Source organism: Paenalcaligenes niemegkensis, assembly GCF_022230885.1.
In the GTDB taxonomy this organism is placed as follows: domain Bacteria; phylum Pseudomonadota; class Gammaproteobacteria; order Burkholderiales; family Burkholderiaceae_B; genus Paenalcaligenes; species Paenalcaligenes niemegkensis.
On sequence record NZ_JAKGCT010000004.1, the window covers coordinates 2177102 to 2198410 of the forward strand.

At 51.8% G+C, this 21309-nt stretch carries 22 protein-coding genes and 6 pseudogenes; 6 read left to right on the top strand and 22 right to left on the bottom strand.

The features are described from left to right. Positions 1 to 59: 59 nt before the first annotated feature. From L1889_RS14600 to rplN, 22 genes and pseudogenes are all read right to left on the bottom strand, one after another. Positions 60 to 731 carry a thioredoxin fold domain-containing protein gene (locus L1889_RS14600; RefSeq protein ID WP_444329673.1) on the bottom strand — a complete coding sequence of 224 codons (672 nt, stop codon included), beginning with the start codon at positions 729 to 731 and terminating at the stop codon, positions 60 to 62. After that, positions 723 to 1162: pseudogene (locus tag L1889_RS19395) on the bottom strand (cytochrome c biogenesis protein CcdA); the annotation flags it as partial. The gene L1889_RS14600 and the pseudogene L1889_RS19395, both read right to left, overlap by 9 nt. Further along, positions 1066 to 2010 (bottom strand): protein-disulfide reductase DsbD domain-containing protein, encoded by a 945-nt coding sequence (locus L1889_RS14610; protein ID WP_238665708.1) that lies wholly within the window; start codon positions 2008 to 2010, stop codon positions 1066 to 1068. The gene L1889_RS14610 and the pseudogene L1889_RS19395, both read right to left, overlap by 97 nt. Positions 2011 to 2026: 16 nt before the next feature. After that, entirely contained in the window at positions 2027 to 2407 is a 381-nt protein-coding gene (cutA, locus tag L1889_RS14615) for a divalent-cation tolerance protein CutA (RefSeq protein WP_238665709.1), read from the bottom strand. 58 nt (positions 2408 to 2465) lie between these two features. After that, complete coding sequence (gene rplQ / locus L1889_RS14620) at positions 2466 to 2849, bottom strand: 50S ribosomal protein L17 (RefSeq protein ID WP_238665710.1); 384 nt, start codon at positions 2847 to 2849, stop codon at positions 2466 to 2468. Positions 2850 to 3000: 151 nt separating this feature from the next. Then, positions 3001 to 3984, bottom strand: coding sequence for a DNA-directed RNA polymerase subunit alpha (locus tag L1889_RS14625; RefSeq protein WP_238665711.1), 984 nt, complete (start codon positions 3982 to 3984; stop codon positions 3001 to 3003). 150 nt (positions 3985 to 4134) lie between these two features. Then, the gene (rpsD, locus tag L1889_RS14630) at positions 4135 to 4758 is read right to left on the bottom strand and encodes a 30S ribosomal protein S4 (RefSeq protein ID WP_238665712.1); all 624 of its coding nucleotides are present in this window, start codon (positions 4756 to 4758) and stop codon (positions 4135 to 4137) included. A gap of 11 nt (positions 4759 to 4769) precedes the next feature. Beyond that, positions 4770 to 5165, bottom strand: a complete 396-nt coding sequence (gene rpsK / locus L1889_RS14635; protein WP_238665713.1) for a 30S ribosomal protein S11 — start codon at positions 5163 to 5165, stop codon at positions 4770 to 4772. Positions 5166 to 5179: 14 nt separating this feature from the next. Next, a pseudogene (gene rpsM, locus L1889_RS14640) lies at positions 5180 to 5544 on the bottom strand (30S ribosomal protein S13). Between the two features lie 36 nt (positions 5545 to 5580). Beyond that, complete coding sequence (gene rpmJ / locus L1889_RS14645) at positions 5581 to 5694, bottom strand: 50S ribosomal protein L36 (protein ID WP_026349781.1); 114 nt, start codon at positions 5692 to 5694, stop codon at positions 5581 to 5583. Between the two features lie 30 nt (positions 5695 to 5724). Next, the gene (gene infA, locus L1889_RS14650; RefSeq protein ID WP_238665714.1) at positions 5725 to 5943 is read right to left on the bottom strand and encodes a translation initiation factor IF-1; all 219 of its coding nucleotides are present in this window, start codon (positions 5941 to 5943) and stop codon (positions 5725 to 5727) included. A gap of 7 nt (positions 5944 to 5950) precedes the next feature. Beyond that, positions 5951 to 7275: pseudogene (gene secY, locus L1889_RS14655) on the bottom strand (preprotein translocase subunit SecY). Between the two features lie 10 nt (positions 7276 to 7285). Beyond that, a complete protein-coding gene (rplO, locus tag L1889_RS14660; RefSeq protein ID WP_238665715.1) occupies positions 7286 to 7729 on the bottom strand; it encodes a 50S ribosomal protein L15 in 444 nt (147 codons plus the stop codon). A gap of 11 nt (positions 7730 to 7740) precedes the next feature. After that, the gene (gene rpmD / locus L1889_RS14665) at positions 7741 to 7926 is read right to left on the bottom strand and encodes a 50S ribosomal protein L30 (protein ID WP_238665716.1); all 186 of its coding nucleotides are present in this window, start codon (positions 7924 to 7926) and stop codon (positions 7741 to 7743) included. Positions 7927 to 7929: 3 nt separating this feature from the next. Further along, positions 7930 to 8451, bottom strand: a complete 522-nt coding sequence (gene rpsE / locus L1889_RS14670; protein ID WP_238665717.1) for a 30S ribosomal protein S5 — start codon at positions 8449 to 8451, stop codon at positions 7930 to 7932. 15 nt (positions 8452 to 8466) lie between these two features. Further along, positions 8467 to 8820 carry a 50S ribosomal protein L18 gene (gene rplR, locus L1889_RS14675; RefSeq protein WP_238665718.1) on the bottom strand — a complete coding sequence of 118 codons (354 nt, stop codon included), beginning with the start codon at positions 8818 to 8820 and terminating at the stop codon, positions 8467 to 8469. A gap of 21 nt (positions 8821 to 8841) precedes the next feature. Then, the gene (rplF, locus tag L1889_RS14680) at positions 8842 to 9375 is read right to left on the bottom strand and encodes a 50S ribosomal protein L6 (protein WP_238665719.1); all 534 of its coding nucleotides are present in this window, start codon (positions 9373 to 9375) and stop codon (positions 8842 to 8844) included. A 12-nt stretch (positions 9376 to 9387) separates the two neighbouring features. Further along, positions 9388 to 9783, bottom strand: a complete 396-nt coding sequence (rpsH, locus tag L1889_RS14685) for a 30S ribosomal protein S8 (protein ID WP_238665720.1) — start codon at positions 9781 to 9783, stop codon at positions 9388 to 9390. 9 nt (positions 9784 to 9792) lie between these two features. After that, positions 9793 to 10098, bottom strand: a complete 306-nt coding sequence (gene rpsN / locus L1889_RS14690; RefSeq protein WP_238665721.1) for a 30S ribosomal protein S14 — start codon at positions 10096 to 10098, stop codon at positions 9793 to 9795. A gap of 11 nt (positions 10099 to 10109) precedes the next feature. Next, positions 10110 to 10649 (bottom strand): 50S ribosomal protein L5, encoded by a 540-nt coding sequence (gene rplE, locus L1889_RS14695; RefSeq protein WP_238665722.1) that lies wholly within the window; start codon positions 10647 to 10649, stop codon positions 10110 to 10112. Between the two features lie 11 nt (positions 10650 to 10660). Further along, complete coding sequence (rplX, locus tag L1889_RS14700; RefSeq protein WP_238665723.1) at positions 10661 to 10978, bottom strand: 50S ribosomal protein L24; 318 nt, start codon at positions 10976 to 10978, stop codon at positions 10661 to 10663. 12 nt (positions 10979 to 10990) lie between these two features. Continuing rightward, a complete protein-coding gene (rplN, locus tag L1889_RS14705; RefSeq protein WP_077734081.1) occupies positions 10991 to 11359 on the bottom strand; it encodes a 50S ribosomal protein L14 in 369 nt (122 codons plus the stop codon). 446 nt (positions 11360 to 11805) lie between these two features. On the opposite strand from rplN, the gene L1889_RS14710 reads away from it, so the two are divergent. From L1889_RS14710 to L1889_RS14735, 6 genes and pseudogenes are all read left to right on the top strand, one after another. Beyond that, positions 11806 to 13233: an NAD-dependent succinate-semialdehyde dehydrogenase gene (locus tag L1889_RS14710; RefSeq protein WP_238665724.1), complete on the top strand. Its 1428-nt coding sequence runs from the start codon at positions 11806 to 11808 to the stop codon at positions 13231 to 13233. Between the two features lie 260 nt (positions 13234 to 13493). Then, positions 13494 to 14153, top strand: a complete 660-nt coding sequence (locus L1889_RS14715) for a TetR/AcrR family transcriptional regulator (protein ID WP_238665725.1) — start codon at positions 13494 to 13496, stop codon at positions 14151 to 14153. A gap of 59 nt (positions 14154 to 14212) precedes the next feature. Beyond that, positions 14213 to 16553 (top strand): annotated as a pseudogene (locus L1889_RS14720) (acyl-CoA dehydrogenase). A gap of 11 nt (positions 16554 to 16564) precedes the next feature. Next, positions 16565 to 17862: pseudogene (locus L1889_RS14725) on the top strand (acetyl-CoA C-acetyltransferase). Then, positions 17855 to 19801 (top strand): annotated as a pseudogene (locus L1889_RS14730) (3-hydroxyacyl-CoA dehydrogenase NAD-binding domain-containing protein). Before L1889_RS14725 ends, L1889_RS14730 begins: the two co-directional pseudogenes overlap by 8 nt. A gap of 176 nt (positions 19802 to 19977) precedes the next feature. Then, the gene (locus L1889_RS14735; protein ID WP_238665726.1) at positions 19978 to 21306 is read left to right on the top strand and encodes an OmpP1/FadL family transporter; all 1329 of its coding nucleotides are present in this window, start codon (positions 19978 to 19980) and stop codon (positions 21304 to 21306) included. Positions 21307 to 21309: the final 3 nt, after the last annotated feature.

The following is a 21309-nucleotide window of genomic DNA, read 5'->3' on the forward strand; positions in this document are numbered from 1 at the left end:
TTGCCAGTTAACTGGCCATAACCAGAGCAAAATAGCCACCTGCAAGGTGGCTATTTTTATTAACTTGCTCCTACCGCTTTCAGAACTTTTGAAAAACGGTCTGCAGATTGAAAACCCACCACGCGTTGCCCGGTAATTTCCTTGCCATTCGAATCAAAGAAGATAATTCCTGGCGGGCCGAACAGACGGAAGCGCTTTAACAACTCCCGGTGTTCAGGCGTATTGGCGGTAACATCCGCCTGTAGCAGCAGCATGCCTGACATCTGACTCGCAACGGTAGGGTCGCTAAAAGTAAAGTTCTCCATCTCGATGCAAGACACACACCAATCGGCATAAAAATCGAGCATCACTGTCTTATCGGTACGAGCCAATAACTCATCCAGAGCTTGTACGGAGTCTACCGGTACAAAAGCAGGAGCCACAACCGCCGATGCGCCCTGCCCATAACCCGAGCCAAGGTGGTTTAAGGGCGCCAGCACGCTACGGCCTCCACTTGCCAGCCCGAGCACCAGGGCAAAGGCCCAAAATGCCAGCAGCAGGCCTACAGCACGTATTAGCAGCAACAAGGGTCTTGTCGGAGCAGACGTGGTAAAGGCACCCAGTAAAAAAGCTGCCCATAGCGCCAGAACCGCCCAGCCCAACATCAAGATCACACTCGAAAGTACAGAATGAAGCATCCACCAAGCAGTGGCCAGCAGCAGCAGGCCAAAAAACTGCTTTACTGTATTCATCCAGGCACCGGCTTTAGGCATTAGCGCCCCGGAAGTTGCCCCGACAATCAAAAGCAAAATGCCAGAGCCCCATGCCAGCGCAAATAGCGCAGAACCCCCTACCCACACATCGCCTGTTTGGGAAATGAACAACAGCACACCTGCCAGCGGAGCTGCCACACACGGGCCCACAATCAGTGCGGAAAGCATGCCCATGATGAACACACCGCTATATTGCCCCCGGGTAGGTGCCGCAGGCGCCCTTGCAACCGAGACTGGATACCGCTTGGCACCTGAAGCTGATACACATCAAACATCGATAACGACAGCAACACCAGCAATGCGGCAAAAATGCTCAAGACCCATGGGTTTTGCAGCCAGACGGCCAGGCTGGCACCGAGCAGCCCGGCGGCCACGCCAAGAATCGTATAAACAATGGATACGCCCAGCACATATACCGCAGCCAAGGCGACCCCCTGCCTCGGCTGACTGACGCCTCTTTAGACTGACCCGCAATAATGCCCAGAAGAATAGGCACCATCGGCAGTACGCAAGGCGTAAATGACAGCATCAGGCCAAGCAGAAAGCTCAGACCCACAATACGCAGAAAACCGGCATCGCCCAGGTAATCGGCCAGCCCGGTATCGCTAACGCTTAACAGACCGGGAGCAGATGTCTTGGTGTGCGACTCTACAACCTCTGTTAACGGTGCAGGCACAGTCTCTTTAACCCATTGACCACTCGCCTTATAGCCTGTGTCGGTCGGCGTAAGTGTCACTTCGTTAACAATAGGAGAGTAGCAAAGGCCTGCATCGGCACAGCCTTGACTTGTAATGGCTACCCTTAACGGCAACGGCGAACCCGGAATAAGAGGGATACGCACCGTTAGCTCTCGGCGATAGGTCGCCATGGTTTCATCAAAGGTAGGGTCGTAAACGAACTTTGCCGGAGGATACTGCGCCTCACCGAGCCAATCTGAACTGGGCTGCGCCTCAAACTCGAAGCGGTCTCGGTACATGTAATAATCGGGTGCGATCACAAAATGTACATCAAGCTCGGTATCCGAGCTCATGGCGACACTGAGCTGAAACGCATCTTCAGGGTCTAGATAATCATCAGCCGCGTGCAGCGGCGTCGTCATCAGCAGCATCAACAAGACCAGCATCAATAAGCAGATAGTCTTAAATTGACGCTGCAACAATACCAAACCGACACGAAAGCGCGCAAAATGAGTCAAGGCTAGGATTGATCTGTAAAAGCTCAAAGAGAATTCTGACTGCTTTGGTACCGCTGACTGCATGGATGCTTCCTAATATTTAATCTTCTGATGTAGGCGTAGCGGCCGTTTCGTCTTGAACCCAGCGAACGTAAGTATCTAGCCCTGCCACAACAGGAACCACCAGCACTTCCGGAACCTCGTAGGGGTGTAGCTCTGTAATGCGCTCAATGAGCGCCTCTACCCGACGCACTGTAGTCTTGAAAGTCATGGGCACTTCATTGGCCCCCTCTAACTGACCCTGCCACATGTACATAGACAGCGAAGGTGCACCAAGGTTCGCACACGCAACCAAACCTTCTTCGACCACATGGTGCGCGATGCGTTTGGCAAGAAGTTCGTCAGGCGCATTACTGAAAACCAGCACGACTGATTCAGGACTTAATGCGGTTAAAGCACTTAAATTACCGGACTGAGGCATAGAGATCTCCAAAAAAACGGACCATAGAGGCCCGTTCTTTATATGCGTAGCTGAGTGCTTACTCGGTAGCTTCGTCTTCGACTTCCGGACGATCAACCAATTCCATGAATGCCATAGGAGCGTTATCGCCCTGACGGAAACCCATTTTTAGCACACGAGTGTAACCACCGTTACGCTCTTGGTAGCGAGGACCGATTTCATCAAACAGTTTAGTAACTGCTTCACGATCGCGTAAACGGGCAAAAGCCAAGCGACGATTTGCCAGTGTTGGCTCTTTAGCCAATGTGATGATCGGCTCGATAACACGACGCAACTCTTTTGCTTTAGGCAATGTTGTTTTGATCGCTTCGTGAGTAATCAACGAAACTGCCATGTTGCGAAACATAGCAAGGCGATGGCTGCTGGTACGATTCAGCTTACGTAGACCATGACGATGGCGCATGATTGAATATCCTAAAAATAAATCTTATTTGAACGGAAAACACATTCCGCTACCCCCATTGGCTCTTCTATCAGTGCGAACTGCGGGCCAAGTAGGGAAAAGGACTTTAGCACACTTTTATAGTGTAATTAAAGCCCCCTTACCGGAACAATTACGGGCGCTCTAAACCTAGAGGTGGCCAGTTTTCAAGCTTCATACCCAATGTCAAACCACGAGCAGCAAGCACTTCTTTGATTTCATTCAAAGATTTGCGGCCAAGGTTCGGCGTTTTGAGCAATTCGTTTTCTGTGCGCTGGATAAGATCGCCAATGTAGTAGATGTTTTCGGCTTTCAAGCAGTTTGCCGAACGAACGGTAAGTTCGAGATCGTCTACAGGACGCAACAGTACAGGATCAATTTGAGGCACCGCACGTTCGGGCGTCTCGAGCGGATCTTCTGCACCTTCCAGGGCGGCGAATACAGAGATTTGATCCATTAGAATACGAGCTGACTGACGTACTGCCTCTTCAGGGTTCAATACACCATTAGTCTCGATATCAAGAATCAGTTTGTCTAAGTCAGTACGCTGCTCAACACGAGCGTTTTCTACAGCGTAGCTAACACGACGTACCGGGCTGTAAGACGCATCAAGAATAATGCGGCCTATTGTGTGCTGGCGGTCTTCGGACAAAGCACGAACGTTACCAGGCACGTAACCACGGCCCTGTTCAACCTTGATGGTCATTTCCAGCTTACCTTCTTCGGTAAGATTGGCAATAACGTGATCAGGATTAATAATTTCAACATCGTGAGGAAGATCGATGTCGCTAGCCAATACTTGACCAACGCCAGATTTCGCTAAAGTAAGCGTCACTTCATCGCGACTGTGCAACTTAAATACCACGCCTTTCAAGTTCAGCATGATATCAACAACGTCTTCACGTACGCCTGGCAACGTCGAGTACTCGTGCACCACACCTGTAATCTGTACTTCGGTAGGTGCGTAGCCTGTCATTGACGACAGCAAAATACGACGTAGTGCATTACCAAGAGTGTGGCCGTAACCACGCTCGAATGGCTCCATTACAACCCGGGCGTGATTCTTGCTGATGGGTTCGACTTCAATGGAACGTGGCTTTAGAAAACCTTGAGACATTTATATTCCTTCTCAATACCCTCGGCTCGTTACACCGATAAGGCTGATGGAAAACCGGTACAAATTACCGGCAATTAAACCGGCCACACCCGCTAGCTACTAACGTAGCGCGGGGTATGGCCAGCGAACTTACGACCTTGCAGACGCGTATTAACGTGAGTACAGCTCGACAACGAGCGACTCATTCACGTCACGTGCTACATCAGCACGATCAGGAACTTGTTTGAATACACCGCTTAGTTTGCTGCTATCAACGTCAACCCACTGTGGAAGACCGATGCTGGAAGCTAAATCAAGAGCTTCTTTAATACGGCCTTGTGAGCGGGATTTTTCGCGAATGGAGACTACATCACCTGGTTTTACCAGCATCGAGGCGATATCAGCGGTATGGCCGTTGATTTCGATTGCGCGGTGAGTAACCAGCTGACGAGCTTCGGCACGTGTAGAGCCAAAACCCATGCGGTAAACCACGTTGTCCAGGCGAGACTCAAGAAGCTGGATGAGCGTCTCACCCGTGTTGCCACGGCGACGATCAGCTTCTGTAAAGTAACGACGGAATTGTTTTTCTAATACACCGTACATACGCTTGAGTTTTTGCTTTTCGCGTAGTTGCAGACCGTAGTCAGAAGTACGGGCACCCGAGGTGCGACCGTGCTGACCAGGACGGGATTCAAGTTTGCACTTGGAATCCAGTGAACGGCGGGCACTCTTTAAAAAGAGATCGGTACCCTCGCGACGCGAGAGTTTACATTTAGGTCCAGTATAACGAGCCACGTAGGTTCCCCTTAAATACGACGACGCTTGGGCGGACGGCAGCCGTTGTGCGGGATAGGCGTAATGTCTGCGATGCTGGTCACTTTAATTCCCAGAGCATTCAATGCGCGAACCGACGAATCACGGCCAGGGCCAGGGCCCTTAATGCGTACTTCCAAGTTTTTGATGCCGTATTCCAGAGCAGTACGACCGGCCATTTCGGCGGCGACCTGTGCAGCAAACGGCGTCGACTTACGCGAGCCTTTAAAGCCCGCGCCACCAGAGGTCGCCCATGACAATGCATTGCCTTGGCGATCAGTGATGGTGATGATTGTGTTATTAAATGTCGCTTGAACGTGCGCGATGCCGTCCGAAACGCTTTTTTTAATTTTCTTACGAGCGCGCGATGCGCCAGAAGCTTTAGCCATCTTCTATTCCTCGATTATTTCTTCAGGGACTGCGCAGCGCGACGTGGTCCCTTACGGGTACGAGCATTGGTGCGAGTACGTTGACCGCGCACTGGCAGCCCACGACGATGGCGCATGCCACGATAAGTTCCTAGGTCTATCAGACGTTTCACAGATAGTTGAACTTCGCGACGTAAGTCACCTTCAACTAAAAACTGAGAAATCTGTTCGCGAATTTTTCGAGCTCTGCGTCTGTAAGGTCTTTGACCTTCTTGGAATATTCAATTCCTGACGCTTCGCAAATTTGACGAGCGCGCGTGCGACCGATGCCGAAAATCGCGGTAAGACCGATTTCGGCGTGTTGATGCGGCGGGATATTAATGCCAGCAATACGGGCCATGGTTGTTCCTTGTTAAATCGGTTGCGTTTCGGCCTATCAGCCTTGACGCTGCTTGTGACGGGGATCGGTGCAAATTACACGTACCACGCCATGACGTTTAATGATTTTGCAGTGGCGGCAGATCCGCTTTACTGATGCCATTACCTTCATGGTTGACTCCTAGTTTCCTGTTACCGGCCGCTATTTTGAGCGGAACACAATTCTGCCACGGGATAGGTCATAGGGCGTGAGCTCCACAGTGACCTTGTCACCCGGCAAAATCCGGATGTAATGCATACGCATCTTGCCTGAAACGTAGCCCAGAACCACATGGCCATTTTCCAGCTTGATACGAAAGGTTGCGTTCGGAAGGTTCTCAAGAACCTCCCCTTGCAGTTGTATGACGTCGTCCTTTGCCATTGTTCATCTATCGCATCGGCAAGCTCGAACCCTTGAAGTTGGCCTTCTTGAGAAGCGAGTCGTATTGTTGAGACATCACGTAGGCCTGGGCCTGCGACATGAAATCCATGGTAACCACAACAATAATCAGCAAGGAAGTACCGCCAAAGTAAAACGGTACATTCCAGCGCATCTGCAGAAACTCCGGAACCAAACACACAAATGTGATGTAGATAGCACCCGCCAGTGTCAGGCGTGTGAGTATACGATCAACATATCGTGCGGTTTGTTCACCGGGACGAATACCAGGTACAAATGCACCACTTTTCTTCAGGTTATCTGCTGTTTCCCGGCTGTTGAACACCAGGGCCGTATAGAAGAAACAAAACAGAATAATCAACGCTGAAAAAAGCGTTATGTACAAAGGCTGGCGTGGTGAAAGCGCTGCTTCCAAGTCACGTAACCAACCCAAACCTGGCGTGGTAGAGAACCAGCTGGCAATTGTTGCTGGAAGCAGAATAATAGACGAGGCAAAAATTGGAGGAATTACCCCGGCCATATTCAGCTTCAGCGGCAAGTGAGAGCTTTGACCGCCATAAATGCGGTTACCTACCTGACGCTTCGCGTAGTTTACTGTAATACGACGCTGTCCACGTTCGACGAACACAACAAAGTAGGTAACGGCGGCGACGAGCACCAGGATGAACAATACCGAAAGAATCGACATTGCATCCGTACGTACTAAATCGAGCATCCCCCCAGCGCGCTGGGAAGTCCGGCTACAATTCCGGCAAAAATCAGGATGGAAATACCGTTGCCTATGCCTCGTTCGGTAATTTGCTCGCCCAGCCACATGACAAACATCGTGCCTGTAACAAGCGTTACTACCGCAGTAAAGCGGAACATCAAGCCTGGATCAATAACGAGACCAGGTTGTGATTCCAAAGCTATGGATATACCAACTGCCTGAAATAATGCTAGGAAAACCGTACCGTATCGGGTGTACTGCGTAATTTTACGCCGACCCGATTCACCTTCTTTCTTGATTGCTTCAAGCGTAGGCACCACCGCCGACGCCAACTGCATGATGATCGATGCAGAGATGTAGGGCATGATTCCCAGTGCGAACACTGAGAAACGTTGCAACGCACCACCCGAGAACATGTTGAACAAACCCAAAATACCACCCTGGTTTTGTCTGAACAGCTCGGACAACGCGTCCGGATTAATTCCCGGAACGGGAATGTGTGTACCTAAGCGGTAAACAACCAGCGCGAGCAATAGGAAGACAATACGACGTTTTAAGTCGCCGTAACCTGATCCTGATTTACCCTGTGCCTGTGCTTTAGCCACCGTAACCCCTTTATTCAGCTAGCGAACCGCCTGCGGCTTCAATCGCAGCACGGGCACCTGCTGTAGCGCCGATGCCTTTCAGCACCACTTTGCGCGACAACTCGCCGGACTTAATAACTTTAGCGAAACGCACCAGCTGACCGACTACGCCGGCCTGCTTCAACACGCTGACGTCGATTTCTTCGACATCAAGGCGTTGTAAGTCAGACAAACGAACTTCGGCATGCAAATGACCGCCAGGAGCCGTAAAACCACGTTTTGGCAAACGTCGTTGCAAAGGCATTTGACCGCCCTCGAAACCGACTTTATGGAAACCGCCGGAGCGTGATTTTTGACCTTTGTGACCGCGGCCTGCGGTCTTGCCCAAGCCGGAACCTGGACCGCGACCCACACGGCGTGCGGCGTGTTTAGCGCCAGCTGCGGGTTTTAGCGAATTTAGTTGCAATTGCGACATACCGGTTCCTTTTAGGCTTCCGAGACGGTCACGAGATAATCCACTTTACGGATCATCCCACGAACCTCGGGAGTATCAACCAAAACTCGGCTGCTGTTAACACCACGCAATCCCAAACCACGAACGGTGTCGCGATGGTCTTGCCTGGTACCGATTACAGAGCGCACGAGTGTGACCTTGACTTGCTTCTGTGCCATGATTTACCCCAGAATCTCTTCAACTGATTTGCCGCGTTTAGCAGCGATTTCAGCTGGTGTGGAGCAAGCACGCAAACCATTTAGCGTGGCGCGTACCATGTTGTACGGGTTGCTTGAGCCTAAGCTTTTTGCAACCACGTTACGTACACCCATCACTTCGAATATCGCGCGCATCGGGCCACCGGCGATAACGCCAGTACCTTCAGCTGCTGGCGAAATAAGTACGGTAGATGCACCGTGCTTACCTACGACAGTGTGATGTAGCGTACCGTCTTTTAGAGCAACTTTGAACAAACCACGACGGGCCTGTTCCATTGCTTTCTGGACGGAAACTGGCACTTCACGTGCTTTGCCCTTGCCCATTCCGATACGGCCATCGCCATCGCCTACGACTGCTAATGCAGCGAAGCTCATGGTACGGCCACCTTTGACGACTTTGCTGACGCGGTTAACCGCAATCATTTTTTCACGCATGCCGTCATCGCGCTCCTGATCGGCATTGTTTCTGCCTTGTGCTTTAGCCATTTGACAATTCCTTGCTTAGAACTTCAAGCCGGCTTCACGCGCGGCGTCGGCCAGCGCCTTGACGCGGCCATGATAACGGAAGCCAGAACGGTCGAATGCGACGGTTTCAATACCGGCCGCTTTCGCTTTTTCGGCAACACGCTTGCCAATCAAGCTGGCTGCAGCGACGTTGCCGCCGTTGCTCAACTCTTTGCGAATTTCGGGCTCTAGCGTGGAAGCGCTGACGAGCACACGATCGCCTTCTGGCGAAATAATGTTGGCGTAAATGTGCAGATTCGAGCGGTGAACCGCCAGGCGATGTACGCGTAACTCGGCGATTTTCTTGCGAGTTGCCACTGCACGACGCAAACGAGATTGTTTCTTGTCCATAATTCGTCCTTGCCTGTGCGATTATTTCTTCTTGGTTTCTTTCAAGATGACGCGTTCGTCGGAATAACGTACACCCTTGCCTTTGTAAGGCTCTGGGGGACGATAACCACGAACTTCTGCGGCAACTTGACCTACTACCTGCTTGTCCGAACCTTTCAGAATAATTTCTGTAGGTGTCGGGCACTCGGCTTTTACGCCAGCGGGTAGATCGTGAATAACATCATGCGAGAAACCAAGCTGCAATTTCAAGGCGTCGCCTTGAAGCTGTGCACGGAAGCCAACACCAACCAGATTAAGCTTGCGCGTAAATCCGGTGCTGACGCCAGTAACCATGTTGTTGACCAACGCACGAAGTGTACCGGACATCGCGTTAGCGTGACGGGAGTCGTTTGCGGCAACAAAAGTTAGCTGACCGTCGTTTTGCTCGATGGTGACATCGCCAGTAAGTGTCTGGCTTAATGTACCCAATGGGCCTTTAACAACGATTTGGTCCGCTGCAATAGTAGTTTCTACGCCTTTAGGTAGTGCGACGGGGTACTTAGCGATACGTGACATTTGATATTCTCCTTATGCCACGTAGCAAAGTACTTCGCCGCCCACGCCAGCTGCGCGAGCTTTGCGATCGGTCATTACGCCACGGGACGTAGACACGATTGCTACACCCAAGCCATTCATGACTTGAGGGATGCTGTTGCTGCCTTTGTAGACGCGCAAACCAGGGCGCGACACGCGGTCAATGCGCTCGATAACTGGTTGGCCTGCGTAATACTTAAGTTGGATTTCCAGAACTGGCTTCTTATCTTCGCCAACGATCTGAAAATTGTCGATATAGCCTTCGTCTTTTAGCACGGCAGCAATAGCTGCTTTCAGCTTCGAGGAGGGCATGCTGACCGACGTTTTGTTGACCATTTGGGCGTTACGAACGCGGGTCAACATGTCGGCGATTGGATCGCTCATGCTCATGTTTTTCTCCTACCAGCTTGCCTTGGTCATACCCGGAATCTCGCCACGCATAGCCATTTCACGGACTTTGTGACGGGTCAAACCGAATTGCTTGTAAACACCGCGCGAACGGCCTGTAATTACACAACGATTACGCAAGCGCGTTGGGCTCGAGTTACGTGGAAGCTGTTGGAGCTCCAGGCGAGCTTGAAAACGCTCTTCGTCGGTTTTGGACTGATCGTTGATGATTGCTTTCAGCGCAGCGCGCTTAGGTGCAAATTTCTCGATCAGTTTTGCGCGCTTGATGTCGCGATTGATGAGTGAAAGTTTAGCCACGTCATCGCCCCTTAGTTACGAAACGGAAAGCTAAAGGCTGTAAGCAGCGCTTTGGCTTCGTCGTCTGTCTTGGCAGTTGTAGTGATGCTGATATTCAGACCACGGACTGCGTCAATTTTGTCGTATTCAATTTCAGGGAAAATGATTTGCTCTTTCACCCCTAAGTTGAAGTTACCGCGTCCATCGAACGCGCGACCCGAAATACCACGGAAGTCGCGAACGCGTGGCAATGCCACTGCAATTAGGCGATCCAGGAATTCGTACATGCGACGACCACGCAATGTGACTTTGCAGCCAATTGGGTAATCTTCACGGATTTTAAAGCCCGCAATCGCTTTACGTGTTTTGGTGATTACTGGTTTTTGACCAGAGATCTTTGCCAAGTCACCCGCTGCCTGATCAATAACCTTACGGTCAGCAACAGCTTCAGATACACCCATGTTCAGAGTGATCTTGGTGATGCGGGGTACTTCCATTACGCTGCCGTAATCGAATTTGCCCTGCAATTCGGCCAACACTTTTTCACGGTAAAATTTTTGTAAACGTGTCATGTTTTTGCCCCTTATGCCTTCGCGCCAACGACTTTGCCGCTGGAACGGTATACACGCACTTTCTTGCCGTCGACTTCGCTAAACGTGACGCGATCGGCTTTACCCGATTCAGCGTTAAATAGCGCAACGTTAGAAATATGAATAGGCATTGATTTTTTAACAAAACCGCCTTGCGTGCCAGCCATAGGATTTGGCTTTACATGCTTCGTTACCACGTTGATACCTTCGACCAAAACGCGGTCGGTACCTACGTTAAGTACTGTGCCACGGCGTTTTTTATCACGCCCGACCAGCACAATGACTTCGTCGCCTTTACGGATTTTTTGCATATCCTCGGCTCCTTACAACACTTCTGGGGCCAAAGACACGATCTTCATGAACTTCTCGGTACGCAATTCACGCGTAACGGGTCCGAAGATGCGAGTGCCGATAGGCTCCAGCTTAGCGTTGAGCAATACGGCAGCGTTGCCACCGAACTTAATCAGCGAACCGTCTTTACGGCGAACACCCTTGGCAGTACGAACTACCACAGCGTTGTAAATTTCGCCCTTTTTGACGCGTCCGCGCGGGGCCGCTTCTTTAACAGTGACTTTAATAATGTCACCGATAGCGGCATAACGGCGCTTGGAGCCGCCCAACACTTTAATGCACATAACGGAGCGCGCACCTGTGTTGTCGGCCACATTCAGCGTGGTCTGCATTTGAATCATGATTTTTCCTGTTCCAACTTAACCGCGTTTTCCCTGAGAGCAGATAGCTTACAGAACAACGCAACCAGTTTTGGTCCCGTCAGATTCGACGCTAATACCACACCAAGCATTGTGCTGAGATGGCTTATCCGCCGAACCCTGGGTTGAAATCTTGCGAGAGACAAAACGTTTTTTATTACTTGTAAATGGGGGCTTGGCGCCCTTAATAACAAGTAAGTCATCAATAATAACCGCACTTCATGCCCCAGAGCAAGCAATATTGCTTTAAATTGTTGGATTTACAGCACTTTCTTCTAGCTGAGCGATAAGCAGCTCATCAGGTAACTGCGAAGGCGAGACGTCGAAATCAGTTGCTCCTGCCAGCCTAGAGGAAAACACGAAGCGTTTTTTTAACTCAGGCCTGACATAATTAGCAAGTTGTAACTTTACTCACGGGTGTATTAACTATGTACGAAAGCTTGGCTCTCTATATCAATGGCGAATTTCGAGAAGGAGACGGTCGTGTCACCCAGACAGTGACCAATCCCTCAACCTTGGACGAATTGGCGAAACTGCCCCACGCTACACAGCGCGATCTGGATGATGCGTTAGCAGCCGCGCAAAAGGCCTTCGAGTCCTGGCGTCATAGTTCGCCGATGTTACGGTCGGAAATTTTGCGCAAGGTGGCTCAGTTAACGCGGGACAATGCCGAAACCATCGCCCGCAACATGACGCTCGACCAAGGAAAGCCGCTGGCCGAGTCTTCCGGTGAAGTCATCGCTTGCGCCGATCATGCTGACTGGCATGCGGAAGAATGCAGACGCATCTACGGACGCGTGATTCCGGCGAGAAGCCCGGATGTCCGCCAATTTGTGGTTCGTGAGCCTATTGGTGTCTGCGTCGCCTTTACGCCGTGGAATTTTCCTTATAACCAGGCCATTCGCAAAATCTGCGCTGCTATCGGAGCGGGCTGCACCATTATTATTAAAGGACCTGAAGACGCCCCCAGTGCCGTTATGGCAATTGCCCGCCTTTTCCATGAAGCGGGTCTGCCTGCTGGGGTTCTCAATATGGTGTGGGGCGAGCCTGCGGAGATCTCTGATTACCTGATCCGCTCTCCTATCGTCCGCAAAGTGTCTTTCACCGGCTCAGTTCCTGTGGGTAAGCAATTGGCAGCGCTGGCGGGCGCGCACATGAAGCCCATCACCATGGAGCTAGGCGGCCACTCTCCGGTCCTGGTTTTTAATGACGCCGACGTCCAGCAGGCTGCAACCCAACTTGCGCGCTTCAAAGTGCGCAACGCTGGTCAGGTATGCGTCTCCCCTACCCGTTTTTACGTGCACAACGATATTTACGACGAGTTTTTAAAGACCTTCGTAGATACACTTAGCCAAATCAAGGTAGGTGATGGTCTGGAAGCCGATACCCAGATGGGCCCGCTCGCCCACGCACGCCGTGTCCCAACCATGGTGGAGTTCGTTAGCAACGCCAAGTCGCTCGGCGGCAAAGTCGTGTTGGGTGGTGAACCTCTGGCACGCACCGGCCATTTCTTTTCGCCTACAGTCGTGACTGACCTCCCCGATCACGCTATGTTGATGACCGATGAGCCCTTTGGCCCTATCGCGCCGGTTACCCGTTTTAACGACACCACCGAGGTCATAACCAGAGCAAATGCCTTGCCTTTCGGCTTGTCATCGTATGTCTACACGAATTCGCTTAAAACCGCCCATCTGGCGGCCCGCGAACTTCAGTCGGGTATGGTGAACATTAATCATTTTGGAAGTGGTCTTCCAGAGACACCCTTTGGCGGTGTTAAAGATAGCGGCATAGGCAGCGAAGGCGGTAGCGAAACCTTCGACGGTTATCTCGTTACAAAGTTTGTTACACAGACCTGATTACTCGCCAAAGTTAAGTACACTATAAATAAAAAGGGCGCGGTTTTCCGCTACCCTGAAGCCTTCCTGCCAAGACAGGGCTGTCCTCCTCCGCCGGTAGGCTTCATCGTTTAGCTCCACTCCCTCGGGTTCTTCATCGACGCAGCAACATACAACCTTCTAAGGCTAGCTTGCTCACCACGCCTTACAACCTAGGGTCAACACCCACTGTTATTTTCCAGGAACAAGGCTAAATTCAAACAAACGTTTGAAACCGAACTATGAAAACTAAGCGCCAGTCTACTCGCGAACGCATCTTAAACGCCGCCGAACAACTGTTTGCCCAGCACGGTCACGAAAATACGACCATGCGGCAAATTACCAGTACGGCGGATGTGAATCTTTCTGCCGTTAACTATCACTTTGGTTCCAAAGATTCGTTAATTCAAGCCGTTTTCAAACGTCGCCTCGAAGCGATTAACGAAGAGCGCTTACAGATCATCGAAAAGCTTGAAGCTGAAGCCGGAGGCGCCCCTCTTAAGCCCTCGCAAATCGTCGAAGGCTTTTTTGGCCCTCTTATCCGGCATGCTCTTGGCAGTGGTCGTGGCAAGAGAGCATTCTTGCCGCTGCTTGAACGATCCACCTCCGACCCGGACGGTTTCATTCGAGCCATTTTTGATGAAGCTCATGCCTCGGTTTTTGATCGCTATAAAGACGCCTTGTTTCTATCGTTAGTGGGGGTGCCGGAGGAAGAAATCATCTGGCGTTTTCATTTTATGTTGGGTTCGGTTTCGTACGCGTTGATGGGCACAGACCAATTACGGCACGCTATTAATGCAGCACCATCCAGTGCAAGCCAAGCCGACGAAAACCAACAGTTGCAAGCGCGTTTAATGGGGTTTTTATTGGGCGGCTTAAGGGCGCCGTTGCCTGAGCCATAATTAATCGCGAAATTGTAATCATCTTATGAGTACACGATCGCTTTAATCCGGAGCCGATCATGGGACTGCTACTGTTATTTATCGCGGTAATTGCCGCCGTCGTCATTATTCTTAAAAGCGGCACCCATCGCAAAAAGTGGCTCACCCGCCCGATCTACGCGAAATTCAAAAAATACTGCCGCCAATGTCGGACACCGAACGCGATGCCCTAGAGGCAGGCACGGTCTGGTGGGAAGGTGAGCTTTTCTCTGGCAAACCTAAGTGGCCGACGCTGCTGGGCTACCCCAAACCTTCGTTTAGCGATACCGAGCTGTCTTTTCTCGACAACGAGGTGGAAACCGTTTGCCAGATGGTTGATGACTGGACCCTGACACGCGACGAAAACGACTTGTCTCCAGAAGTATGGCAGTACCTGAAAAGCAAAGGCTTTTTCAGCCTGATTATTCCGGCAGAATACGGAGGGCTGGGGTTTTCAGCTCTTGCTCATTCGGCCATTGTCAGCAAGCTCTCAACCCGCAGCTCCGCACTGTCCGTTAGTGTGATGGTGCCAAACTCGCTGGGTCCCGCAGAGTTACTTCTGCAGTACGGTACCGATGAACAAAAAAACCATTATTTACCGCGACTCGCCCGCGGTGACGACATCCCTGCTTTTGCCCTGACGAGTCCCTGGGCCGGGTCAGACGCTGCAGCCATCCCGGATTCCGGTATTGTCTGCATGGGCGAATGGCAACGCCAGCAAGTGCTGGGCATGCGTGTCAGCTGGGAGAAACGCTACATCACGCTTGCCCCGATTTGCACAGTACTGGGCCTGGCTTTCAGGCTGTACGACCCTGATGGCCTACTGGGTTCCACCGTTGATATTGGTATCACTTGCGCGCTGGTTCCCAGCGATCACCCTGGGGTGCAAACAGGTCACCGGCACTTTCCACTTGATGCCATGTTCATGAATGGCCCCACCCGGGGCGATGAGGTCTTCATGCCTCTGGAGTTCATCATCGGCGGAGCCGCACAGGCAGGAAACGGCTGGCGCATGCTTATGGAATGCCTGGCGGCGGGACGCTCTATTTCGCTGCCTTCTTCCTACGCAGGCATGGCTCGCATGACAGCCTTGTCTGTAGGCGCCTATGCCACGGTCCGACAGCAATTCAATAGTCCTATAGGCCGCTTTGAAGGCATAGAAGAAGCCTTGGCACGTATCGCGGGTCACACTTACCTGATGGATGCAGCGCGCAGCATGACCGCACAATCGGTTGATGCGGGACAAAAGCCTGCCGTCGCTTCAGCCATCGTTAAGTACCACTTGACCGAGCTTGGGCGCGAAGTCGTCAATGACGGCATGGATATCATTGGGGGCAAGGGGATTTGCCTGGGGCCTTCCAATTTTCTGGGGCGCGCCTATCAGCAACTTCCTGTGGGCATTACCGTCGAGGGGGCTAATATCCTGACGCGCAGCCTGATCATTTTTGGTCAGGGAGCGATTCGCTGCCATCCCTTTGTATTAGCTGAAATGAAAGCAGTGCAACACCCGGATCCTGCCGTGGGTTTAGATGATTTCGATGCGGCTTTTGGGGACATATGCGCTTTACCCTGGGCAACGCCGGGCGCACGGCTTTGTATGGTTTAACCGCCACGCTTTTTTCCAGGGTAGAAGCCGATGTCGCCGAAGAGATGCGCCCGTACTACCACTCACTCAATCGCTTTTCTGCTGCATTTGCCTTGTTTGCCGATACCTCGATGCTGGTGCTGGGCGGCACTTTGAAAATGCGTGAAAGCCTCTCTGGACGCCTGGGGGATGTGCTCTCTCAAATGTACCTGATCAGCGCAACACTTAAACGTTATGAAGACGAAGGCCGGCAAGCGGCCGATGCTCCTCTTGCACACTGGGCAATACAGGATGCCTTCTACCGTATGCAGGGCGCGTTCGAGGGAATACTTAAAAACTTTCCCAACCGATTTGTTGCGGCGTTGCTACGTCTATGTATTTTCCCTTATGGTCGTGCATTTTCAGCGCCTGCTGATAAACTGGGACAAGAAGTAGCACGTTTAATTACGCAAAAAAACGATACCCGACATCGTCTTACCCGCCTAAGCTTTATCCCTAAAGGGTCTCACGAGCCGATACGTGCAATCGAATCTGCTTTCGAAGCCACTTTAGCCACCCGGGATATCGACGCAAAAATTCGAGCATTCGAGAAAAGTGGGCGTCTCGCCAATAACCCACAAGCGAATGTTCGTGATATTGCTACCGCCGTCTACATGGCCAACGGCATCAGTCTTGACGAGTACGATAAGGTATCGGCGCGAAATCTGTTACGTGATCAAGTCATTGCCGTGGACGAATTCACCATCGACTTTACTTCTGTGCAGCCAGTAGCTAAACCTGCTGACCCCATGAACTAAGGAGCAGTTGAATGGCGTTTGAACCCGTATATGTTGTGGATGGCGCTCGCAGCCCTTTTTTAAAAGCACGTAATGAACCGGGGCTTTTTTCTGCCTCGGATCTGGCCGTGCAACCGGGACGCGAACTGTTACTGCGCCAGCCCTTCGCCCCAGACCAGCTTAGCGAAGTAATTATAGGCAGTGCAGCAGCGTCGGCAGATGAAAGCAACATTGGCCGCCTATGTGCATTGCGCCTGGGATGCGGCCACTCGGTTCCGGGATGGACGGTCATGCGCAATTGTGCCTCTGGGATGCAAGCTATCGACTCTGGCATTCAGGCTATACAAACCGGACGTTCCGATTTGGTACTGGCAGGCGGTACTGATGCCTTGTCGCGCGCCCCTTGTTATTCAGCGACGAGATGGTGCGGTGGATAGCCAGATGGAATTACACCAAAGGTTTACGAGGCCGCTTCAGATTACTTCAGCAGTTGCGCCTGCAGCACCTCAAACCGGTTATTGGTTTGCTTAAAGGCCTGACCGACCCCACGGCGGGCCTGTCAATGGGACAAACAGCCGAAGAACTCGCTTTTGAGTTCGGTATCAGCCGAGAACAGATGGATGCCTATTCGGCACGCAGCCATCTGCGGGCACAGCAAGGTTATGAGCAGCAGGCTTTCGACGAGGTAGTTCCACTTGTTGCCCCCGACGGCACCTTGTTCCGTCGGGATGATGGCATACGCAGCGACTCCACTCCTGAACGTCTTTCCAAGCTACGGGCAGTATTTGACCGGCCCTGGGGCAACATCACAGCAGGCAATAGTTCTCAGGTAAGCGACGGGGCTGCACTACTGATCCTGGCTTCTGAAAAAGCAGTAAGACAACATCAGCTAAAACCCATCGCGAAAATCGTCGATGTGCAGTGGGCAGCACTCGATCCCAAGGTTATGGGCTTAGGTCCCGTTTTTGCATCAACCCCTATTCTAGAGCGCCACCAACTGGGGCTTAATGATGTGGATCTCTGGGAAATTAACGAGGCTTTTGCTGCACAAGTTCTTGCTTGTATCGCCGCCTGGAATAGCGAGTCCTGGTGCCAGGAACATCTGCATCGCCCGGCATTAGGGGAATTAGACATCAACCGCCTGAATATCCATGGTGGCGCTGTTGCAATTGGCCACCCGGTCGGAGCATCCGGAGCCCGCATTGTCCTGCACCTTATTAACAGCTTGCATCAACAACAAAAAAACCGTGGTATGGCAGCCATATGCATTGGAGGCGGCCAAGGTGGTGCCATGCTGATCGAACGTCTGGAAGGAGCACACCATGAGTGATAATTTCAACAATTTAGGCTTACGTCACTTTCGTAGCTCTCTCGACGCTCAGAATATTTCGTGGCTTGAAATCAATGTTGCCAATAGCAGCGTGAATCGCTTGTCTGCCGAGGTACTGCAGGAGCTGGATCGCGCTCTGGACTATTACTATGCAGCTCCCCTGCCGGAATCGTATTCTACTCTTCGAAGGCAGGCGGATTCATCGCAGGAGCTGATATTGATGAGTTTTCCATTCTCGATACCCCCGCCAAGGGTGAAGCCCTTATTTTGCGGGGCTGGTCAATATTTAATCGTTTAGCAAAACTAAAGGTACCAACGCTAGCCCTGATACACGGGCATTGTCTGGGTGGCGGTCTCGAATTGGCGCTGGCGTGTAAATATCGCCTGGTTATTGATCAGGCCAACACGATCCTGGCCCTTCCCGAGGTTAGACTAGGCATTTTCCCAGGCTGGGGCGGCATGAAGCGCCTGCCTGAGCTCATCGGACCGCCTAAAGCCCTGGACATGATGCTGACCGGACGCAACATTCGGGCTAAACAGGCCGTTCGCCTGGGCCTGGCCGACGCCTTGGTACCCGAACGACTGGCTAAACAGGCGGCTGCCCACCATGTGCTTAGCGGCAAAGCAGTTCATAAGGCCAAGGGCTTAAACGCGTGGCTTAATAAAGTTCCGTTAAAGCATCTGGTCGAGAGGCAAACACTCAAGACCATCAACAAAAAAGACCCCTATCACCATTATCTGGCTCCACGCGCAATCGTAGATATCTGGGCCCGGCACGACGGCAACCCGTTAAAGTCGCCCGATACCATCCACCAGATCACTTCCTCCGAGACCGCACGCCATTTAATCAGGGTGTTTCATTTACAAGAGCGTCTGAAATCCTTTGCCAAGCGCACGACTAAAGACCCTTTGACACACGTGCACATTATCGGTGCGGGCGTTATGGGCGGTGATATTGCTGCTTTATGCGCCAGTAAAGGCATTAAAGTCACGCTACAAGATCAGGACCGCGAGCGCATTGCCCAGGCTCAAGGCCGTGCCAGAAAACTTTTTCAGCGTAAGCTACGTGATCCGCGCTTGGTTCAACAGGCCTTTGACCGTCTGATTCCAGACGAAAAAGGCATTGCGATTCCCCAGGCTGACCTGGTGCTTGAAGCCATCAGTGAAAACGTCCACGCTAAACAGCAATTGTATGCCTTGGTAGAACCACAGCTTAAAACGGGAGCCGTCCTGGCTACCAATACTTCGAGCATTCCACTTGAAGCACTGCGCAAAGCCCTCATGCGCCCTGATCGATTGATTGGTATTCATTTCTTTAATCCGGTTGCTCAAATGCCCTTGGTCGAAATCGTGGAAACCCATGATATTGACCCGGAAGTTCGCGACACAGCCATGGCATTTTGCGAGCAAATTTCTAAATTGCCACTGCCAGTAAGTGACACGCCCGGCTTTCTTGTTAACGCGATTCTGGCACCCTATATGCTTGAAGCCATGAGGTGCATTGACGAAGGCATGAAAGCCGAAATTATCGACGCTGCCATGCAAAGATTCGGCATGCCAATGGGCCCTATCGAGCTCATTGATACCGTCGGCCTTGATATCGCTCGCGACGTTGGAGTGCAGCTATCCGAGGCAGCGGCCCCCGCGCTGTCTGACTGAACACCTGGAGAAGAACGAACTGGGACGTAAAACGCGTAAGGGCTTCTACACCTGGATTGATGGCAAGGCTCAAAAATCAAAAGTCGATGATATTCCGCCTAATCTGGAAATGCGGCTCATTGCGCCCTTGATCAATAAAACCCAGGTACAGGTCAACGTGGGAGTGGTGGCCGATGCGGACCTGGCAGATGCCGGGGCGATCTTCGGAACAGGTTTTGCGCCATTTCTGGGTGGCCCACTGTTCTATAAAGACCGCGTGCATACTAGTGACAATACTTAGTGTCATAAATACAAATAGGCTTGCCTAAAGGGGTTTGCTGCCGCAAGATTAGAATGCAAACAAGCGTTTGAACTTGATACTGATTTTTTCGACGGCTACATAACAAGACACATACATAAAGCTGCACAAGCATCGCCAAGAAGACAGCCATACCCACTTCTCTCTTAGGAGGCGACATGAAACAACGTGTATCACCCTTGCGTGTTATTTCCGCTGTTGTAATAGGCTTGGGCGCCACTGGCGCTGCTCAGGGCGCGGGCTTTAATTTACTTGAACAAAATGCCAGCGGCTTGGGGAATGCCTACGCCGGCTCTGCTGCTATCGCAGAAAATGCCAGCACCATTTATTTCAACCCGGCTGGCATGACCCGCCTGCCCGGGGTCAACGTCAGTGCCGGCATCACGGCGATCAAACCCAGTTTTAAATTTCGCGACTCTGGCAGTACGGGTCCGGGCGGCCTGCCCATAGGCAGCAACGCAGGTGGTGATGCGGGCAGGTGGGGCTTTCTGCCCAATGCCTATGTTTCATGGGAACTCACTCCTGACTGGTATGTAGGCTTGGGGATTGGTGCCCCCTTTGGACTGACAACCAAATATAAAAGTGACTGGATGGGCCGTTACCATTCCACTAAATTCGGCATTGAAAGCATTAACCTGAACCCATCAGTCGCATACAAGGTTAACGATCAGTTATCGATAGGGGTGGGCGCCAACTGGATGCGCTTGGACGCCGACTATCGGCGCGCCGTGCCGTCATTGGCCTTACAAGACCAAGTACCGCCGGAGGCTGTGCCGGGGCTGATAGGCGGACCGGATCTTAACGCACGCGTCAAAATGGACGGTGACGCCTGGGGCTGGAATGCCGGTGTTTTATTCCAGGCCACTCCTGATACCCGCATCGGCTTGTCTTATCGCTCCACCGTAAAGATCAAGGCGTCAGGCGACACAACCTTAAAAGGTAATCTGCCACCTGCTCTCGGAGGAAGCCCGATAAACATGGGAAGTAATGCCAGAGCCACGGTAAAGCTGCCTGACACGGCAATTTTAAGTCTGGTTCACGACCTGAACCCCAAATGGCAGCTGCTCGCGGATGTATCCTGGACCGGCTGGAGCAGTATCAAATCCCTGGATATTCACAACGAAGGGGCCTTACCCGATGATTCGCTGGATTTACGGTTTCAAGACGCCTGGCGAGTGGCTTTAGGGGCTAACTATCATTACAGCCAGCAATGGACATTCAAAGGTGGTATTGCCTGGGATCAGACGCCAGTGCGTAATGCCACCTATCGCCCGACCTCTCTACCTGACAACGATCGCTATTGGGTGTCCGTAGGCGCCCAGTACCGCTTTAATCCACGGGCAACGCTTGACGTAGGCTATTCACACCTGTTCCTGAGCGATGCAAAAATCAATAACGGCTTGCCTGAAGAAGGCAAAGGCACAGTACGCGGTAAATACAAAGATAGCGCCAATATTGTTGGTGTGCAGTTTTCGTACCAGTTCTAGGTC

Bases quoted from the DNA above. Each gene is read 5' to 3' on its own strand.
- L1889_RS14600 (WP_444329673.1), bottom strand. From the start codon at position 731: ATGAATACAGTAAAGCAGTTTTTTGGCCTGCTGCTGCTGGCCACTGCT.
- L1889_RS14610 (WP_238665708.1), bottom strand. From the start codon at position 2,010: ATGCAGTCAGCGGTACCAAAGCAGTCAGAATTCTCTTTGAGCTTTTAC.
- cutA (WP_238665709.1), bottom strand. From the start codon at position 2,407: ATGCCTCAGTCCGGTAATTTAAGTGCTTTAACCGCATTAAGTCCTGAA.
- rplQ (WP_238665710.1), bottom strand. From the start codon at position 2,849: ATGCGCCATCGTCATGGTCTACGTAAGCTGAATCGTACCAGCAGCCAT.
- L1889_RS14625 (WP_238665711.1), bottom strand. From the start codon at position 3,984: ATGTCTCAAGGTTTTCTAAAGCCACGTTCCATTGAAGTCGAACCCATC.
- rpsK (WP_238665713.1), bottom strand. From the start codon at position 5,165: ATGGCTAAAGCTTCTGGCGCATCGCGCGCTCGTAAGAAAATTAAAAAA.
- rpmJ (WP_026349781.1), bottom strand. From the start codon at position 5,694: ATGAAGGTAATGGCATCAGTAAAGCGGATCTGCCGCCACTGCAAAATC.
- infA (WP_238665714.1), bottom strand. From the start codon at position 5,943: ATGGCAAAGGACGACGTCATACAACTGCAAGGGGAGGTTCTTGAGAAC.
- rplO (WP_238665715.1), bottom strand. From the start codon at position 7,729: ATGTCGCAATTGCAACTAAATTCGCTAAAACCCGCAGCTGGCGCTAAA.
- rpmD (WP_238665716.1), bottom strand. From the start codon at position 7,926: ATGGCACAGAAGCAAGTCAAGGTCACACTCGTGCGCTCTGTAATCGGT.
- rpsE (WP_238665717.1), bottom strand. From the start codon at position 8,451: ATGGCTAAAGCACAAGGCAGAAACAATGCCGATCAGGAGCGCGATGAC.
- rplR (WP_238665718.1), bottom strand. From the start codon at position 8,820: ATGGACAAGAAACAATCTCGTTTGCGTCGTGCAGTGGCAACTCGCAAG.
- rplF (WP_238665719.1), bottom strand. From the start codon at position 9,375: ATGTCACGTATCGCTAAGTACCCCGTCGCACTACCTAAAGGCGTAGAA.
- rpsH (WP_238665720.1), bottom strand. From the start codon at position 9,783: ATGAGCATGAGCGATCCAATCGCCGACATGTTGACCCGCGTTCGTAAC.
- rplE (WP_238665722.1), bottom strand. From the start codon at position 10,649: ATGACACGTTTACAAAAATTTTACCGTGAAAAAGTGTTGGCCGAATTG.
- rplX (WP_238665723.1), bottom strand. From the start codon at position 10,978: ATGCAAAAAATCCGTAAAGGCGACGAAGTCATTGTGCTGGTCGGGCGT.
- rplN (WP_077734081.1), bottom strand. From the start codon at position 11,359: ATGATTCAAATGCAGACCACGCTGAATGTGGCCGACAACACAGGTGCG.
- L1889_RS14710 (WP_238665724.1), top strand. From the start codon at position 11,806: ATGTACGAAAGCTTGGCTCTCTATATCAATGGCGAATTTCGAGAAGGA.
- L1889_RS14715 (WP_238665725.1), top strand. From the start codon at position 13,494: ATGAAAACTAAGCGCCAGTCTACTCGCGAACGCATCTTAAACGCCGCC.
- L1889_RS14735 (WP_238665726.1), top strand. From the start codon at position 19,978: ATGAAACAACGTGTATCACCCTTGCGTGTTATTTCCGCTGTTGTAATA.